Below are 20,396 nucleotides of genomic sequence, written 5' to 3'. Positions count from 1 at the left end.
CCGGGAGCCACTCCGGTTCGTGTCGTCGCAACGGAGAAGGTATTTCTACAGCGGGATGTTTCCGTGCCGCTTCGGAGGCGACGGCTCTCGTTTGTCGTTCATGATGCGCAGTGCGGTGGCAATATTTCGCCGTGTTTCGGAGGGGGTGATCACCGCATCGACGTATCCGCGTTCGGCGGCCCGGTAGGGTGTGCAGTGGGTTTGGTCGTACTCGGTGATCAGCCTGCGGCGGAGACCTTCCGGATCCGCTGCGGCGGCAATGTGGTCGCGGTGCAGAATGTTGCTGGCAGCCTCCGCTCCCATCACGGCGATCTCGGCAGTGGGCCAGGCAAAGCAAACATCCGCGTGTAGGTGCTTCGAGCCCATGACGACGTATGCTCCGCCGTAGGCCTTGCGGATTATCGTCGTGATCTTCGGCACGGTGGCCTCCGCATACGCGTACAGCAGTTTCGCGCCGCGCCGGATAATGCCGTTCCATTCCTGATCGGAACCAGGGAGAAATCCTGGCACATCGACCAGTGTCACAATCGGGATATTGAAGGCATCGCAGGTTCGCACAAATCTCGCGGCCTTTTCGGACGCATCGATGTCCAGACATCCTGCGGATTTCAGTGGCTGATTCGCCACGATGCCAACCGTATACCCGCCGATGCTGCCCAGGGCACAAATGATATTGGGCGCAAACAGTGGCTGCACTTCGAGGAAGTCTCCGTCGTCCACGATGGCGTTCACCACCACATACATGTCATACGGCGTGTGCACAGATTCGGGGACCACTGAGTCAAGCACTGCCCCGTCCGGGTCCTTCCCAGCGGCGTAGACCGGCGGGAGGTCGTTATTGCTGGCGGGCAAGTAGGCCAGCAGATCCCGGACGTACGCGATCGCGTCTTCCTCGTCCACGGCAAGGTGGTGCGCGTTGCCGGAGCGGGAGTTGTGCACTCGTGCGCTGCCGAGTTCTTCCAGCCCCACGCGCTCGCCCATAGCGACGGCCAGTACGTCCGGGCCGGTGACGAACATATGGGAGGTCTTGTCCACCATCACGACAAAATCGGTGAGCGATGGCGAATACGCCGCACCCCCAGCACATGGGCCCATAATGATCGAGATCTGCGGAACAACGCCGGACATGCGAACGTTCCGGAAGAAGATCTCGCCGTAAAGCGCCTGCGCAACAACCCCTTCCTGGATGCGCCCGCCGGCTCCGTCGTTGATGCCCACCACCGGACAGCCCGCCTTGGCGGCCAGATCCAGAATCTTGCAGATCTTCTCGCCGTGCACCTTCCCGAGCGTGCCACCCAAGACAGTGAAGTCCTGGGCGAACACCGCCGTCAACCTGCCGTTCACCGTGCCGTGGCCGGTGACGACACCGTCACCGTACACGTCGTCACCCACATTCAAATCAGTCGAATGGTTCCGCGCGAACGCGTCGAGTTCGACGAAAGAACCCGGATCAAGAAGCAGTGCGATACGTTCCCGGGCGGTCTTCTTGCCGCGCGAGCGCTGCCGGGCAATCGCCCGCGGAGTCCCAGGGCATTGCGACCTGACCATGAGGTCATCAAGCTCTGCGAGCTTCGCCGCCGTTGCACGACTACGCTCGGCACGCCCCGTGACGTTCCTGTCCGCGACCGGATCGTCGCTCATCGCAGATGACCTCGCACGCTGACAGGACTCATGCTCGCGAAGGTAACGATCCGCTCGAGCCTGTGTCTACCAGCGTGTTCACCGTCCATGGGAACGACCGGTCTATCCAGGTCGTCGGCTCAGTCTCATATTTGATGGTGGCGTGGTGTCGTTGACGGCACGATGTGTCGGCGCGTGTAATGAATGTACCTGTGGCAGTAAACTTTCGGGACCGGCTGACATGAGTCCGGCGACGCCGTTCGCTGCGGTGTCCCACCCCCGCTGGTGACCGGTCATCGTTGGCCCATGACGAGCTGGGGTCTCGATAGTAATCGCCGAAAATCCAGCGAAATTCGCGTAGTTCCTGTTCAGGCGCGGTGTGGTGAGGTATGGGGTCGTCATATTGTGGTGCCGGGTAGCTGCGGCGGCCTCTGTACTGCTTTTCGCCCGCTGGGTTTCGATGGGTCTCAGCTGTTGGGGGCCAGGATCACGTAGCTCGAGGTGGCGTGGGCGATGAGACGGCCTGCCTCGTTACGACCTGGGTCTGGGCGAGGGCGGTCCGACGGCCGCGGTTGATTACGGTTGTCTCGCACCGAAGTAGGCCGGAGTCCTCTGTCGCAGGGCGCAGGTATTTCACCGTGAGATCAAGTGTGGTGTGGACCTCGCCTCGCCCGGCTTCAGCGTCGTCCGGACCGCGCAGCCGCGGCGGTGTCGAGCATTATGGTCAATACGCCACCGTGCACCGTACTGGACGGATTGTAGTGGATTTTCTGTGCCCGCATGGTCACCTCGACCCACCCCTCGCGGGCCGCTATGTCTCCCCCGTCGATCAGACTCGCCGCGGGACACTTCGCGATGCGGCCGTCCGCGATCGCCTGGATCTGCTCGAGGCCGCTGCGCTTGGCCAACTCGGCGATTGCGGCAAGATCTGCCATAGGGTCGGTCCAGTTGTAAGTCCTGGTCTGCACCGCGGAGTCGGCCTGGTTTTGATTCGTGACCTCAGGCTTGCTGCCATTGGACATTTCGATCGTCGCCTGGTCTTTATGTGCCATGACGTTCCTTACTGCGGTTTTATCTGCTGGTCAATTAGAGCGTAGAGTTCGACAGCACTCGCCGCCTCGACAGCGATGCGGTCCTCGACAGCGATGCGGTCCTCGGCGGCGACGCGGGCGCTGTTGGCCGTGGATTCGTGTTCTTCCAAAGCTTCGGTCAGCGTCGAGCGGATCCGCTCGGCTAGGTGCGCCTTGCCCCCGGCGGACGCCATAGTCGCCAACAGTGATCGGAGGGCGGCGATCTGGTCGTCAACTTGGTCGTCAACCACCGATGTCGTCAACGTGGCTTCCCACTCCGAGTGCATGAATTTCGCGACGGCGGTGGCGGTCGGATAATCGAACACCAGCGTCGACGGCAGTTCCATGCCCGTCACTTTGGTGAGCCGATTGCGCAGCTCCACGCCGCCGAGCGAATCGAATCCCAGTTCGTTGAACGGGGTCTCGGGCTCGATGGCAGTGGCCGCCTTTCCCAGAACTGCCGCCACGTGCTCCTGGACGACGGCGAGTACGGCACTCTCGCGGTCGGGTTCGGGTGTGGCGGCGAGTCGCCTCGCCAACGACCCCGTATTGCTGGGGTGGCGAGCCTCCGTGGTGACGAGGGAGCTGAGGATCCTGGGCAGGGCTCCCATGGCAGCCTGCGTGATGAGCGGCGCCGCGTCGAGGTGGACACCGGCGATCGTTGGGAGGCCGACTGTGAGGGCCGAGTCGAGCAGCGACATTCCGTCGTTCTCATCGAGCGGGATCAAACCTTCGCGTCGCATGCGCGCGAAGTCGGCCTCGGTGATGGTGCTGGTCATGCCGCTGGTCCCGCGCCACGGACCCCACGCCACCGACGTCGCGGGCAGCCCGGCGCGGTGGCGGTGGTGGGCCAACGCGTCGAGGAAGACATTAGCTGCGGCGTAGTTGGCCTGGCCTGGATTGCCGAGTGTGCCAGCGATGGAGGAGTAGAGCACGAATATCGACAGATCCTGATCCTTGGTGGCTTCGTGCAGATTCCATGCCGCATCCACCTTCGGGCGCAACACCGTCGCGAACTGCTCCGGTGTCATGTCGGCGAGCAGACCGTCGGCCAACACTCCCGCGGTGTGCACGACACCGGTCAACGGATGCTCGGGTGGGATCGCCGACAACAGCCCATCGAGCGCTGCCCGGTCAGCCACGTCGCACGCGACCACGTCCACCTGCGCACCCAACGCGGTCAATTCGGCTGCGAGGTCCGCGGCACCGTCGGCGCCGAGACCACGCCGACTGGCCAACACCAGCCTCCGCACCCCGTGCTCGGTGACGAGATGTCGAGCCGTCACCGCACCCAACCCACCGGTACCGCCGGTGATCAGCACTGTGCCCTCGGGTCGCAGCGGCGACGGGATGGTGAGCACGTTCTTGCCGATATGCCGGGCACCGACCACATCACCGCCGACACCACGGTTCAGCCGCGCTGCGTACGGCAGGCCGTGCCGCAGCGCCAGCTGAGGTTCGTCCGTGATGGCTACTGCGGCGGCGACGTCGGCACGGTAGTCCTGCCAACGGTCCACGTCGATGATCGCGATCCGGCCTGGATTCTCGTTCTGTCCGCTCCGCAGCAGACCCCACACCGCCGCGCCGACGAGATCTACCGGTTCGCCGGCCTCCACCGCCACCGCGCGCCTGGTCACGACGGCGATCCGTTCATACTCCGTGAGCAGTTCCCGCACCCGCGCCGCTATCTCGACAAGCCGACGGTGAACCGCACCCGGCACGTCCCCACCCGCACGCGCGTCGTCGACTCGTAACACGGCCACGGGCCTGTGGTCGACAATCACTGTTTCGCCGGCGTCCGTGCTTGCCCAATCCTGGTCCGTGACGAGGTCGCTGGGTTCGGGGGCGGGTAACGGGACCCAGCGTAGCTGGTGCAGGTCGCTGTTCGGATGTGAAGGGGCGCCGAGGGCGCGGAGAGGGATCGGACGCAGGGTCACCGCTCCGACTTCGGCGACCGGTGCGCCGTGAGAGTCGGTGAGTGTCAAAGTGATCCGCTGATTCTCCGCTTCGGGCGCAGCGGCCCGCAGCTGGACTCGCACCGATGCTGTTCCGACGGTGTGTAGGTCGATGTTCTCCCATGAATAGGGCACCAGAATCTCGCCTGGCGCGGCGGGTTCGGCCAACCCACCGAAAGCGATCGCGTGCAAAGCCGCGTCCAACAACGCTGGGTGTATCCCGAACCGGTCCGTCGATGACTGCGCCTGCTCCGGCAAAGCCACCTCCGCGAAAACCTCGTCACCGCGCCGCCACAGCGCGGTCAACCCTTGGAACAGTGGTCCGTAGCCGTAACCACGCTCAGCCAACTCCGCGTACACGTCACCGACCTCCACCGGCGACGCCCCAACCGGCGGCCAACTCGTCGTCAGCGACGGCCCGACCTGAGATGGTGACTGCGCAACAATAGTTCCGGTCGCGTGGCGAACCCACTCCGCCTGATCCGGTTCACCGCTACGTTGCGGGCGCGAATACACCGACACCACTCGCGAACCCGCGTCATCAGGTCCGGCCGTCATCACCCGCAGCTCGACCGCACCCACCGACGGCACAACCAACGGCGCGGTAACGACCAGCTCGGCCAGCCGCGGGTTGCCGACCATCGCCCCGACATACAGCGCCAACTCCACGAACGCCGTACCCGGCAACAGCACAGTCCCTCCGATCATGTGATCGGCCAACCACGGGTGACTCGACAACGACAACCGGCCGGTCAGCGCCACCTCGGAATCCGGCAACCACACCGCCGCGCTCAACAGCGGATGGTCCACACCATCCAGACCCGACGTCCGGACATCACCCCCACCAGCAGCGGCGGCCGCCAACCAATACCGTTGGTGCTGGAACGCATACGTCGGCAAAGTGACCCGGTCGGCGGCGTGCCCGGCGAGTACGGGCCGCAACTGCACGGGCAGTCCCGCTGTATGTGCCTGTGCGAGGACTGTGACGAGCTGGACCGCCTCGTCGTTCGATCGCCGTGACGACGCCGCTACCATCGACTTCGCCTCGGCGTCTGGTCGCTCCGTCAGGCATTCGTGAGTCATCGAGGCCAGTACCGCGTCCGGACCTACTTCCACGAACCTGCGCGCACCAGCCTCGATCAGCGTGTCCACAGCGGGTGCGAACCGCACGCAACGACGTACCTGCGCTACCCAGTACTCCGGATCTCGCACCTCGTCACCAGCGTGTTCCCCTGATACGTTCGACACGATCGGTATCGACGGTTTTCGGTGGGTCAATCCTTCGGCTACGGTGCGGAACTCGTCCAGCATGGGCTCCATCCGCGCTGAATGGAACGCGTGCGAGACCCGTAGCCGGGTGGTTTTACGGTGTTGCGCCGACAGCGTCTGTTCTACCTCGTCGACGGCGTCGGCGTCGCCGGAGATCACCACCGACGCCGGCCCGTTCACCGCCGCGATCGACAGGCGATCGTCGTACTCGGCGATCACCTCTGCCATGTCGGTCTCCGACACGCCGGCGGCGAGCATCGCCCCGCCTGGGGGCAGCGCACCCATCAACCGGCCCCGGGCAGCCACCAGCACGCATGCGTCCGACAGCAACCACACCCCGGCGGCGTATGCCGCGGCGAGCTCGCCGATTGAATGTCCCGCAACGGCATCCGGTGTGAGACCGAACGATTCCAGCAGCCGCAACATCGCTACCTCGAACGCGAACAATGCCGGTTGGGTGAACTCTGTTCGATCCAACACGCCCTCGACATCGGTGAACATCACCTCCTTCAGCGACCGCCCCAACAGCGGGTCGAACTGGGCGCATACCTCGTCCAATGCCACCGCGAACGCCGGGAACGTCTCGTACAATCCCGCACCCATACCCACCCGTTGGGCGCCTTGACCGGTGAACAGGAAGGCCGTTTTGCCCGAACCCGCAATGCCGTCGACCACCAACGCCTGCCCCGGAATACTTGTATCCAGGGAAGCCGACCCCAGTGGAGAATGGGCCAGAGCCTGCAGTCCGGCCAGCAACTGCGCCCGGTCACGCGCGAGGACAACTGCCCGCCGATCCAGCGATGCCCGCGAGTCCAGCAACGACCGCGCCACCGCCCAGAGGTCCACATCGGCACGATCCGCCAACCATGCCCGCAACCGGTCCGCCTGGCCCCGCAACGCCTCCTCCGACTTCGCCGACACCACCCACGGCACCACGGCGATATCACCGATGTCAGTGTTCGACCCGGCAGGCTCAGGTTCGACGCGGGGTGCCGATGTCGTCGGTGGTTCCTCGAGGATCACGTGCGCGTTCGTGCCGCTGATCCCGAACGACGACACTCCCGCACGCCGCACCCGATCGCCGGCGGGCCACGCCTGGGCATCGGTCAACACCCGCACCGACCCCGCCGACCAATCCACATGCGGCGACAACATATCGACGTGCAACGTCTTCGGCAGCATCTCGTGCTGCAATGCCTGCACCATTTTGATTACCCCACCCACACCGGAAGCTGCCTGCGTGTGACCGATGTTGGACTTGAGCGCGCCGATGCGCAGCGGTCGATCTGGTCGATCCTGTCCGTAGGCGGCGATCAACGCCTGCGCCTCGATCGGATCCCCCAACGCCGTACCCGTTCCGTGCGCCTCTACCGCGTCTACGTCCACCGCGCGCAACCCGGCGTCGGCCAATGCCGCCGCGATCACCCGTTCCTGCGAGGGGCCGTTCGGCGCGGTCAAACCATTGCTCGCGCCGTCCTGATTGACCGCGCTGCCACGCACCACCGCCAACACGTTGTGGCCTAGTCGCCGTGCGTCCGAGAGCCGTTCCACTACCAACACCGCCGCACCTTCGGACCAGGCCACCCCGTCGGCCGACGCCGAAAACGATTTGCACCGCCCATCCGGAGCCAAACCACGCTGCCGGGAGAACTCTATGAACGGCATCGGTGTCGCCATGACAGTCGCACCGCCCACCAATGCCAGTGAGCTCTCTCCTTGACGCAGCGCCCGGCACGCCACATGCAACGCCACCAGCGACGACGAACACGCCGTATCCACCGTCATCGCCGGCCCTTCCAAACCCAATGTGTAGGCCACTCGTCCGGACACCACGCTCGCCGCGGCACCGGTTCCGATATAGCCCTCGACCTCGGGTCCGGCCTTGCGTGTCACTGCCTCGTAGTCCTGATACGTCACGCCGGTGTAGACGCCGGTGTCGCTGCCCCGCAACGACGTCGGATCGATCCCCGCGTGTTCCAACGCCTCCCATGACAATTCCAGCAGCAACCGTTGCTGCGGATCCATCGCGATCGCCTCACGAGGACCGATCCCGAAAAAGGCCGCGTCGAAATCGGCCGCGTTCCGAAGGAATCCGCCCTCGCGTGCGTAGGACGTGCCCGGGTGGTCGGGGTCCGGATGAATCAGGCGATTCAGGTCCCAGCCGCGATCGGTCGGGAACTCGCTGATGGCATCCGTTCCCGACACCACCAGATCCCACAGCTCATCCGGAGACTCGACACCGCCGGGGTACCGGCAGGCCATACCCACGATCGCGATCGGCTCGTCGGCCCGCGCCAGGCGCACGGTATTTTTGACCGGTTCGCCCACCGTCTTCGACTCGATCCGGGATTTGATGAGCGTGGCCACCGCACGGGTGGTGGGGTAGTCGAAGACGAGGGTGGAAGGCAGCCGGAGACCGGTGGTTTTGGCGAGCCGGTTGCGAAACTCCACCGCACCCAACGAGTCGAAACCCAAACCACTGAACGGCTTCTCGACGTCGACCAACTCGCCGGAGGCGTGGCCCAGCACCGCGGCAACCTGAGCCCGCACGAAATCGAGCACGATCGCGGCGTGTTTGTCCGGCGACCCCGACGCCAACAGCCTCACCAGGTCGCCACCACCACTGCCGGCGCGGTGCGGCGACGGCACCAATGACTGCAGCATCTCCGGTAGCAGGCCCGCGCGTGCGTTGATGGACAGGGCCGCCATGTCGAAGTCGACCGCGGCGACGAACGGTGCGTCCGCACCGCCCGCGAGATCGAACAGCGCAAGCCCATCGGATTCGGCCAGCGGGCGGAAACCCATGTGCGACAACCGCTCCACTGCGGCCTTGCCCAGTTCAGCCGTCATCCCGCTATCTTGGCTCCACGGACCCCAGGCCACGGAAACCGCGGGCAGCCCTAGGTGGACGCGGCGGCGCGCCAACGCGTCCAGCACCGAGTTCGCCGCCGCGTAGTTGCCCTGACGCGGCGATCCGAGAACCGCGGCGATCGAGGAGAACATCACGAACGCCGACAAATCCCGATCCAGCGTGAGCTCATGCAAGTTCAGCGCCGCGTCGACCTTCGGCGCGAGCACCCACTCGACCTGATCGGACGTGAGCGTGTCGACGGTGCCGGGGGCCAGCACACCCGCCGCATGTATGACGGCAGTGAGTGTGGGGCCGTCGGACAGATCGTCGAGCATCGCCGCCACGGCGGCGCGGTCGCTGACATCACAGGCCACCACTCGTGTTCGAGCCCCGAGTTCGGCCAGCTCGGTGACGAGTTCGGCGACGCCTTGGGCCTGCTCACCGCGCCGGGATACCAATACCAGGTCACGCACCCCGTGCGTCCTGGCGAAATGGCGTGCCACGAGTGCTCCCAACCCGCTGGTGCCGCCGGTGATCAGCACAGCGCCCGAGCCGAGTTCGATGGTCGTCCCGGTCGAGGGTGTGTCGCGGCGGGTCAGCCGCGGCGCCAGCAGCCCACCCGCGCGCAGCGCCAGCTGCGGCTCGTCGGCGGCCACGGCCACCGAGATCAGTTCCGGGGTCATTTCGCTGTCGCTGTCGATGTCGAGCAACACAATTCGGTCGGGGTTCTCCGATTGAGCGCTGCGTAGCAGACCCCAGGTGGCCGCCGCGGCCAGATCGGGGCCTTCTCCGGGCAGACCGGCGCCATTGCGTGTCACAACAACCAGTCGCGCTTCGGGCGCGGGCAGGGCCAACCATGAGCGGACCGTCGCCAGTCCCGTGTGCACACGTCGGTGCACGGCATCGGTCGACAATGCCGCACTTTCCTCGGGCGAGTTGTCGGCGAACCAGACCAGCACATCCGGACCGTTGTCCCCGGCAGCATCGCTCAGCGCGGTCATGCCCGGGTAGATCTGTGCAAATGCCGGATTAAGTTTGTTCCAGTAGTCTTTTGGCCGGGAGGATTCCGTGGCAGGCTCGTCGGTCTGCATCGAGCCTATGACGGCGATGCGCTGGCTGTCCGTACCGGGGGAAGCGATGGTGCGGGGCGGTTGTGCATGGATACGGTCGAGTGGGCTCCACTGTATGTCGTAGAGCCGGTGGTGACCGACGGATCGAGCATCGTGCAATACGTCGCTGTTCACCGGACGTGCCTGCAGTAGCTCGACGGTCAATACCAGAGCGCCTGTGTCGTCGCCGAGCTCGAGCCGGATACTGCCGTGGTGGCGTGCGGTGTTCGCGTGGTTGTCGTGGTTGCTTTCCGCTGCTGTTTCGGGTGTGGCGTTGACACCGCTGTCGGTTTTGCTGTGTCGGATTCGTGCCTGCACGGCCGTCGCCCCGGGACGGTATAACCGCACACCAGTGAACGAGAACGGTAGCGGTGCGTGGTCGGCGGTGTAGTCAGCGGCCAACTCTTCTGCCGCGGCGTGCAGCGCGGAGTCCAGCAACACGGGATGGATACCGAACCGGTCGGCCTCGGCGCCGGTCTCGGCCGGCAGTCGCACATCCGCCAGGACATCACCGTCGGCGTCCCGCCACTGGCGACTCACCCCCCGGAAGGCGGGTCCGTAGCCGAGTCCGCGGGCGGCCAACCGGTCGTAGATCGTGTCGCCGAACGTCACATCGTCCCCGGGTAAAGGCACTGCGAGGCAGGCTTGCGGGCTGTCGATGCTGTCATGGGCAGGGGCGTCACCCGCCGCGCTGGAAGCGAGAATTCCGTGTGCGTGGGTGATTCCGGATCCGTGGTCGGAATGTTCGCCCACTGCCCTGGAGGCCACGACGAAGCGTCTGCGTCCATCGTGGTCGGGTTCTTCGACACCGACCTGGACCTCGACTTCGGTCCGGTCGTCCAATCGCATGGGTGTTTCCAGGACCAGCTCGTCGATGACGTCGATACCCAATCGGGCACCGACCGCCAACGCCAGTTCCACGAAACCGGTTCCTGGGAGCAGTATCGCGCCGAATACGGTGTGGTCGGCGATCCAGGGATGCGACGGCACCGAGACTCGGCCGGTGAACAGCCACTCATCCTTGCCGGCGACTCGCACCGCATCGGTCAACATCGGATGACCCGACCTCGACGGTGTCCCGGCAACTGGCTGCAGCCAATACCGTTGGTGCTGGAATGCGTAGGTAGGTAGCGGAACCCGTGACACGGTGCGGCCCTCGAACAGTGGCTGCCAGTCCACACCTACACCCGCCACATGGGCGTGTGCCAGCGCGGACACGAACCGGGTCGGTTCGTCGGTCGAGCGTCGGGCTACAGCGACCACGGTTGAGCGCGCCTCGACGTCCGGGGTTGGGGCTAGACATTGCCGAGTCAGCGCCGAGAGCACGCCATCAGGACCGATCTCGACAAACCGCCGCACGCCGGCGTTGACCAGGGTGTCTATTCCGGCTGCGAACTGGACACATCCACGGACCTGCTGCACCCAGTAATCCGGATCGGTCAACTCCGCGCCGACGACGCCACCGTGGAGGTTCGACACGACCGGAACGTTCGGCGGATGGTAGGTCACACTTTCGGCTACCGATCCGAACTCGGCCAGCATCGCATCCATCCGCGCGGAATGAAACGCGTGGCTGACGCGCAGTCGGTTGGTTTTGTGGCCGTTGGCGGTGGCGCGTAGTTCGACTTCGTCGATGGCGTCGATATCTCCGGACAACACCACCGATGATGGACCGTTCACCGACGCGACCGACAGCCTGTCCCCGTACCCGACGATGATTTCGGCTGCGTCGGCTTCCCCGACGGCGACTGCCAGCATCGCCCCGCCCTCCGGTAACGCTCCCATCAGCCGACCGCGCGCGGCGACCATGCGGCAGGCATCCGGCAGTGACCACACCCCGGCTGTATACGCGGCGGTCAGCTCACCGATCGAGTGTCCGATCAGCATGTCCGCTGTGATGTCGAACGATTGCATCAACCGGAACAGTGCCACCTCGAACGCGAACAAGGCGGGTTGGGTGAATTCCGTTCGGTCCAGCAACACTGCATCGTCGTCTCGGGCGAACACCAGATCTTTCAGCGACCGGCCGAGCAACGGGTCGAACGCAGCGCAGACCTCGTTGAATGCTGTCGCGAACACCTCGAACGAGTCGTAGAGGTCCGCGCCCATCCTGGCACGTTGCGCGCCCTGCCCGGTGAACAAGAACGCCGTCCTACCCGACCCCACAACCCCCTGTACGACTCCAAAAGACACCGCATCCGACGCCAAATCCGCGAGACCGGAAAGCAACTCCTCCCGATCCGCACCAACAACCACGCCCCGAAATTCCAGTTGGGCACGAAAACTCGCCAGCGAGTACGCAATGTCCCACACACCCGCATCAGGATTGCCGACCACCCACTCCCGCAACCGCTCCGCCTGCGCCCGCAAACCCGACTCGGATTTCGCCGATACCAGCAACGGAACGGCCGTTGCGGGGCGGGGCCGGTCTGTGAGCGCGGGCCGCGGGGTTGAGACTCGTGCGGGTGCTTGTTCGAGGATGGCGTGGGCGTTGGTGCCGGAGACGCCGAAGGATGACACTCCGGCGCGGCGGACGTGGCCGTTGGCGGGCCATGGTTGTGGCTGGGTCAACAATGCAACGTTGCCGGTTGTCCAGTTCACGTGTGGGGTGGGCTCGTCGATGTGCAGGGTTTTGGGTAGTGTTTCGTGTTGTAGTGCTTGCACCATTTTGATGACGCCGCCGACACCGGCTGCGGCGGCGGTGTGCCCGATGTTCGATTTGAGTGACCCGATCCACAGCGGTCGGTCGGGTCGGTTCTGTCCGTAGGTGGCGATCAGTGCTTGTGCCTCGATCGGGTCACCCATTGTTGTCCCCGTTCCGTGGGCTTCCACCGCATCCACATCCGAGGGTGTCAGGTCGGCGTTGGCCAATGCCGCCGCGATGACTCGTTCTTGCGATGGACCGCTCGGTGCGGTCAAACCGTTGCTCGCACCGTCCTGATTGATCGCGGTGCCGCGCACCACCGCCAGTACGTCGTGGCCGAGGCGGTGGGCGTCTGACAGGCGTTCGAGGACCAGTATGCCGACGCCCTCGGAGAAGGCGACACCGTCGGCTGCGGCGGAGAACGATTTGCAGCGTCCGTCGGGTGATAGGCCACGTTGCCGCGCGAATTCGACGGAGAGATAGGGGTCAGCATAGATTGTCACACCGCCGGTCAGCGCCAGCGAGGTCTCTCCCTGCCGTAGCGCTTGGCAGGCCAGATGCAAAGCGACCAGCGATGATGAGCACGCGGTGTCGACGGTGACGGTAGGCCCTTGGACACCGAAGACATACGCCAGTCTGCCGGAGGTCACGCTGCATTGGGAACCGGTGAGGCGATAGTTCTCCAATTCGCCGGCCACTCGGGTGTAGTAGGTCGAGTAGCACGCTCCTATGAACACTCCGGTGTCACTGCCGTGCAAGGAGGCCGGGTCAATACCCGCGTCTTCCAACGCTTCCCAGGACGTTTCCAGCAACTGACGTTGCTGCGGTTCCATTGCGGAGGCCTCCCGGGGTCCGATACCGAAGAAACCGGCATCGAAATCGCCTGCGTTGTCGAGGAATCCAGCGCGACGGGCGTAAACAGTGCCGGGTTTATCGGGATCCTCATCGAACAACCGTTCCAGATCCCAACCACGATCCGACGGATACTCACTGGTGGCATCAATTCCCGAAATGAGTAGATCCCACAGGTCGTTCGGCGATTTCACACCCCCGGGGAGCCGGCAACCCATTCCCACGATGGCGATCGGCTCGTCGGCTTGTCCCCGGCGCACCGTTTTCACGACCGGATCACCTACCGGCTTCGGGTCCGGCTCGACACGGGAGGCCACCAGTTGCGCCACTGCCGTGGGGGTCGGATAGTCGAACACCAGTGTGGAGGGCAACGGCACACCGGTGGCCTTGGCCAGCCGGTTGCGGAACTCCACCCCACCCAACGAGTCGAAACCGATCTCGTCGAAGCGCTGATCGGGCCGGATGTCAGCAACCGAGTCATGCCCCAACACCGCCGCCGCCTGCGCCAGCACTGCTTCCAATACCACCCCACCGCGTCGAGCTTGCGGCACCTGAGCCAACTGAGTACCCAACACCCCCGCCGCCAGACCCGCTGAAGGCTCTCCCGCAGCCCGCACTGGACGGGTCGAACGCGCCATGAACCCGCGCAACACGGCGGGGACCATATCGGGGTCGCAGGTGCGAGCCAGTTCGCTCGCGTCGAACCGGATCGGCGCCAGCTGTGCATCGGCACCGGCGAGGGCGTCGTCGAAAAGACGCACACCGTCGGCATTCTCCAGTCGGCCCAGTCCCAGCCGACCCCACCGCGCCATCGCCGCGTCTCCCAGACCGCTGGTCATCCCGCTGTCCTGGTTCCACGGCCCCCACGCCAGCGACGTCGCGGGCAGCCCCGCCGCGCGGCGCCGCTGCGCCAACGCGTCCAGGAAGCCGTTCGCCGCAGCGTAGTTGCCTTGCCCGGACGACCCGAGCACCCCCGCGATCGAGGAGAACACCACGAACGCCGACAGATCGCGGTCCCGGGTCAGCTCATCCAGATACCACGCTGCGTCGACTTTCGGCGCCAGCACCCGATCCACCTGCTCACCGGTCAACGACTCCACAAGGCCGTCGTCGAGCACCCCGGCGGTGTGCACAACAGCGGTCAACTCGCTGTCGGAATCGATGGCGTGCAACAGCTTGCGCACCGCGTCACGATCGGCGACATCACACGCGACCACCCACGCGTCGGCACCTGCCTGCGCCAGTTCGGCGACCAACTCGCCCGCACCGGCCGCCGCCGGTCCCCGCCGCGAAGCCAACACCAGCCGGCGCACACCGTGCTCGGCGACGAGATGGCGAGCGAACAACGCACCCAATCCACCCGTACCACCGGTGACCAACACCGTCCCATCACCCAACGACGACGGCACGCCGGTGTCGTCGGGCGCGGATGCGCGCCTCAACCGGGGAACCAGAATTTGCGGACTCCGCACCGCGACCTGCGGCTCACCCGTTGCCAGCACGGCCGCGATCCGGTCGGCATCCAGCGGCGCGGCCGGATCCTCATCCACGAGAAGGAACCGGCCCGGATGCTCGGACTGGGCACTACGCACCAACCCCCACACCGCGGCCGCAACCAAATCCACTGCAGCCGTGTCTGCGCAGCGACCCGACAACTCAGCGTCCCCAGGCAGCCCTGCACCACCCGTGGTGACCACCATCATTCGGACATCGGACAGATGTTCTTCGGCAAGAAAGGATTTCAGCGTGGCCAGCGTGGCATGCACGCTCGCGCGCACCACTGCTGGATCGTCGGGGGCCTGCTCGGTCGCTCGCCACACAACGACGTCCGGAACACCGTCGGCAGCAACGATTTCAGCGACCGACGCATGAGAGTCCTCGATCCCCGACACCGTCGTGTCCGCTAGCACTGCAATGCGGGGTGCGGGCTGAGCGGCGTCCACCGCCAGCGATTCCGCGGTGGGCTCCCAACCGACCTGATACAGGCCGGCTTCGTCAGTGGACAGCGTGCGCCGGAATTCCTCGACATCGTACGAACGCAGCAACACCGCATCGACCGACAGGATCGGGGTGCCGTCCTGATCGACAGCCGCGACGGCCACGGTGTCGGCTGCGGTCTTGACCGCGATGACCCGAAGCGATGTCACCCCCGCCGGCCAGCGTCCCTGCCCGCCGTCGGCCTCAGACATCGGTTTGTGGAAACGCGCGCCACCCCACCGGAACAGCAACCAGCCGGTGTCCGGATCGGTATCCACCTGGCGGAAAATCAGCCGGGACAGTCCCGCGTGCACCACCAGCTCCATCAAAGCTGGATGCACCTCGTGGCGGCCGGATTCCGCCACCGCGTCGGTGTCCAACACGACCTGCGAGAACACCGTGTCGTCGCGTTGCCACACGGCACGCACACCGATGAACGCCCGACCGTACTGCAGCCCGGTATCTTCTGTGATCTGCTCGGCAAGCCTAGTACTGTCGAGGTCGACGAGTTCGGCATCGACCGGCGGCCAGTCCTCAGCCTGCAGCCGCGACATCAATCCCGAATCACCAGCCCACCCATCGCCCGACCACTGCCCCACGGCAGGTTCCGCATTGTTACGGTGCGCCGCGAGCGCACCGGTCGCGTTGCGCACCCATTCGGTGGCGGAGGGCTTGCGGTAAAAGCACTCGAACGAACGTCGCCCGGACTCGTGCGCCGCTTGCACCAACACCTGCAGCTCGACCTCGTCGTCACTGGGCCGGATCGGTGACTGCACAATGAGTTCCTCGACCACCTCGCAACCGATCCGGCCACCTGCGACGAGAAGGAATTCCAGCAACAACACCCCCGGCACGACCACCACACCATGAGCCATGTGGTCGGCGATCCATGGGTGGGTGCGTAAGGAGAATCGGCCGGTGAACAACCATTCGTCGGTTCCTGCCAACCCGACCACACCGGTCAGGATGGGGTGGTCGGTTGATGACTGCGATGTGTCGCTGCTGGGCTGGAGCCAGTACCGGCGACGCTGGAAGGCATATGTCGGTAACGGAATTCGGCTCATTCCACGACCGGTGAGCAGCGGCCTCCAGTCCACCGGCACTCCCGCGACGTGGGTTTGTGCCAGGGATGTGATGAATTGTCTCACCTCATCGGCCGAACGCCGGGAGGCCGCCGCCACGGCCGCCACCGACTCGACCTCAGGGTTTTGTGCCAGGCACTGGCGGGTCATCGCGGCCAGCACCGCGTCTGGTCCCACCTCGACGAATTTGCGCACACCCTCTGTGATCAGTGTGTCCACACCGGGAGCGAACCGGACACAGTTCCGCACCTGCGTGATCCAATACTGTGGGTCGCACACCGCGTGACCAGCGAGCTGACCGGAGATGTTCGACACGATCGGCACGCTCGGCGGCTGGTAGGCGACACTTTCGGCTACCGCACGGAACTCGGTCAGCATCGGATCCATCCGAGCGGAATGGAAAGCGTGGCTGACCTGCAACCGACTCGTCTTCACTCCAGTGGCCGATAGTTGCCGCTGGATCTCCTCGATCGCATCGATATCCCCCGAGAGCACTGTCGAGGATGGGCTGTTCACCGCCGCGATCGACACCCGGTCACCGAAACCAGCGACGACATCCACCGCCCGTGCTTCGCCGATCGCCACGGCCAGCATCGCTCCACCCGCCGGCAATCCACCCATCAACCGGCCCCGCGCCGCCACCAGCACGCACGCATCCGGCAGCGACCACACACCGGCCGCATACGCCGCGGCCAACTCCCCGATCGAATGCCCGGCAACGACGTCCGGTGTGACACCGAATGATTCGATCAGCCGGAACATCGCCACCTCGAACGCGAACAACGCAGGCTGGGTGAACTCCGTGCGGTCCAACAACCCTTCGGTGTCGGCGAACATCAACTCTTTCAGCGACCGCCCCAACAGTGGGTCGAACTGGGCGCACACTTGGTCCAACGCCGCCGCGAACACCGGGAACACCCGATACAGGTCGGCACCCATCCCGGCGCGTTGGGCTCCTTGGCCGGTGAACAGGAACGCTGTTTTCCCGGAACCGGTGTATCCCTCGATCGCGGCTGGCGCACCGGCCGCCAACTCGGCCAGGCCGGCCAGCAGGTCGCCCCGGTCACCTCCCACGACCACACCACGCCAGTCCAGCAGTGCCCGCGACGACACCAACGAATGTGCGACATCCCACACATCCGCGTCGGGTTCACCGATCAACCACTGCCGCAACCGATCCGCCTGCGCACGCAAAGCTTCGCTCGACTTGGCCGATATCACCAGCGGCGCGACCCGCGACGCGATGGGCTCCGTAGCAGTCACCCGGTCGGCCTCGCCCAGGGTGGTCTTGTCCGGGGACTCGCCTCCGGACTCCGCCGCGGCGGTGACCGGTTCGGTGGGTGCTTCCTCGAGAATGAGGTGGGCGTTGGTGCCACTGGCCCCGAACGATGACACAGCCGCCCGTCGCGCCCGTTGCCCCGCCGGCCATGGCTCGCTGTCCTGCAGCAGCCGCACCGTACCGGCGGACCAATCCACGTGCGGGGTAGGCGTATCCACATGCAGGGTCTTCGGTAGCACGCCGTGTCGCATCGCTTGGACCATTTTGATCACGCCACCGACTCCCGCCGCTGCCGAGGTGTGACCGATATTCGATTTCAGCGAACCCACCCGCAGCGGCCCGTCCGCACGCCGCTTCCCGTAGACACTGATCAGTGCCGACGCCTCGATCGGATCCCCCAGCATCGTGCCTGTGCCGTGCGCCTCCACCGCGTCCACATCCGAGGGCTCCAGACCGGCGTTCGCCAACGCCGCCGCGATGACCCGTTCCTGGGACAGACCATTCGGCGCGGTCAAACCGTTGCTCGCACCGTCCTGGTTGACCGCGCTGCCACGCACCACCGCCAGCACGGTGTGGCCGAGGCGCCGCGCGTCCGACAACCGCTCCAACACCAGCATCCCCAGCCCCTCGGAGAAACCGGTCCCATCAGCCGCTGCCGCGAACGCCTTACACCGCGCATCCGGTGACAGTGCACGCTGACGCGCGAACGCGATCAGCAGCGACGGGTCCGACATCACCGTCACCCCGCCGGCCAACGCCACCGTCGCGTCACCCTGCCGCAACGCCTGGCACGCCAAATGCATAGCCACCAGCGACGACGAGCACGCGGTGTCGACCGAGATGGCTGGGCCGTTGAAACCGAAGGTGTAGGCGATCCGACCAGACAACACACTGTTCGAAACACCCAGATAGGCGTGCCCTTCGGTCTCCGCGGTGATAGCCGGGGACCCGATACGGGGACCGTAGTACTGGTGGATAACCCCAGCGAACACCCCGGTGTCGCTACCGCGCAGCGACACCGGGTTGATCCCGGCATCCTCCAACGCCTCCCACGACGCCTCCAACATCAACCGCTGCTGGGGATCCATCGCCGCCGCCTCACGAGGACCGATCCCGAAGAAACCGGCATCGAAATCACCGATAGCGTCCAGGAACCCGCCCGCACGGGTGTAAACAGTGCCCGCCACATCCGGATCCGGGTTGAACAACCGCTCCAAATCCCACCCCCGGTCCGACGGGTAGTCCCCCACAGCGTCCACACCGTTCGCGGTCACACGCCACAAATCCTCCGGTGACCGCACACCACCCGGGTACCGGCACGCCATACCGACAATCGCGATAGGCTCCTGCGACCGGTCGGTGAGCTCGCGAAGTTGCTGTTTGGTCTCATACAGCTCCTTCGCGGTCTTCTTCAGATACCGGCGTAACTCGTCGTTATCGGCCATCGGTGAAACTCCTGATCGTCTTACTTCAGCTGAGGTGGTCGATGAAATCGAAAAGCTCGCGGTCGTCTGCGTTTTCGAGGGTGTCGGCGTTGCCACCCGGATCGATCTCGCCGGCGTCCTTGCCCTCGAGCTTGCGCAACAACGCGGTCAACCTGCCTGCGATGTCCGAACGGTCCGCGGGCGACAGCTCGGCCGCGGCGCAACTACTTGTCAGCGATTCGATCTCGGCCGCGATCCGCTCCGCGGGGTCATCGACCGGAACGATCTCCTGGCGGATAAAGCCAGACAGCGCCTCCGTGTTCATGAATTCCGCAGTCGCCGTCGAAAAGAACGGAACTGGACCCGCTCTCAGCCGAATGGCCGCCAACTCGGCCAGCACCCGATCCCGAATCGGCGCCACCGCCACCGGCTCCACCCCACCGGCCCGCCACAACCGCGCCCACGACACCAACACCGCGAACAGTGCCGGCAGCACCACATCCATCAGCTTCAGCGACACGGCCTCAGCCGACTCCGCAACACCTCCGTCAACGACCAGTCCACAAACGGCGCAAAAGCCGCCTCGCACTCCGCCGTCGACTCCGCGAACACCCCACCCGACGCTAACAGCGCCGCACCCATCCCCACCCACTGATTGCTCTGCCCCGGAAACACGAATACCGCCCGCTAGGACGCGGCATGACCCCCGACTACAGCACCCCACCACTCCCACGGCATGCGGGAACGGATACGCCACCTCGGCGGCGCGGGCCCCCGGATGATAGGCCAACCACTCCCGCAAACGTACAGCCTGCTCCCGCAATGCCTCCGGACTTTGCCCGGACAACACCCACGCTAGGGGCGTGCCTGCGGTTGTGGCCGCGTCACGTGCCGCTGCCGCAGGTGCTTCCTCCAGGAGCACATACGCATTTGTGCGGCCCGTACGGAACGACGACACCTCCGGTCGGCGCGACCGCGCCTCATTCGGGGCGACACAGAAGAAGGCAGCATCGAATTCCGATGCCGTCTCATCGACTCCTGGACGGTTGTCGTGAGCGGAACCGATAGCATCACGACCCTCGCGCAGCAACTGCCAGAAACTCTCGAGATCGGTACCGCCCGGCATCCGGCACGATATTCCGACAATGGCGATCTTATTCGCTGATTCGACCATGATATTCCGGTATCGCGCCTTATTCGATGCCCAGAATTGCGATTTCGTGCTCATGGACTTCACGGCTCCGGGCTGCTGCGCTCGTCGAGC

The 20,396-nt window shown here is 65.3% G+C and carries 6 protein-coding genes and 1 pseudogene; all 7 read right to left on the bottom strand.

From position 1 onward, the window contains the following. Window positions 1-45: 45 nt before the first annotated feature. Window positions 46-1,641: an acyl-CoA carboxylase subunit beta gene (locus OH799_RS05390; RefSeq protein WP_406276349.1), complete on the bottom strand. Its 1,596-nt coding sequence runs from the start codon at window positions 1,639-1,641 to the stop codon at window positions 46-48. Between the two features lie 466 nt (window positions 1,642-2,107). Continuing rightward, a complete protein-coding gene (locus OH799_RS05385; RefSeq protein WP_406281824.1) occupies window positions 2,108-2,320 on the bottom strand; it encodes a hotdog domain-containing protein in 213 nt (70 codons plus the stop codon). Continuing rightward, window positions 2,298-2,672, bottom strand: a complete 375-nt coding sequence (locus tag OH799_RS05380) for a hypothetical protein (RefSeq protein ID WP_406276347.1) — start codon at window positions 2,670-2,672, stop codon at window positions 2,298-2,300. The genes OH799_RS05385 and OH799_RS05380 overlap by 23 nt, the downstream gene beginning before the upstream one ends. An 8-nt stretch (window positions 2,673-2,680) precedes the next feature. Further along, a complete protein-coding gene (locus OH799_RS05375) occupies window positions 2,681-19,153 on the bottom strand; it encodes an SDR family NAD(P)-dependent oxidoreductase (RefSeq protein WP_406276345.1) in 16,473 nt (5,490 codons plus the stop codon). 25 nt (window positions 19,154-19,178) lie between these two features. Further along, on the bottom strand, window positions 19,179-19,652 hold the full coding sequence (locus tag OH799_RS05370; RefSeq protein ID WP_406282955.1) for a hypothetical protein: 474 nt from the start codon (window positions 19,650-19,652) through the stop codon (window positions 19,179-19,181). After that, the gene (locus OH799_RS05365) at window positions 19,643-19,807 is read right to left on the bottom strand and encodes an acyltransferase domain-containing protein (RefSeq protein WP_406281822.1); all 165 of its coding nucleotides are present in this window, start codon (window positions 19,805-19,807) and stop codon (window positions 19,643-19,645) included. The genes OH799_RS05370 and OH799_RS05365 overlap by 10 nt, the downstream gene beginning before the upstream one ends. A gap of 298 nt (window positions 19,808-20,105) precedes the next feature. Beyond that, window positions 20,106-20,306: pseudogene (locus tag OH799_RS05360) on the bottom strand (beta-ketoacyl synthase N-terminal-like domain-containing protein); the annotation flags it as partial. Window positions 20,307-20,396: the final 90 nt, after the last annotated feature.

This window comes from Nocardia sp. NBC_00881 (genome assembly GCF_045207455.1).
Classification (GTDB): domain Bacteria; phylum Actinomycetota; class Actinomycetes; order Mycobacteriales; family Mycobacteriaceae; genus Nocardia.
Note: the sequence above shows the minus strand (reverse complement) of the source record. Positions and strands in the feature narration are given on the sequence as shown.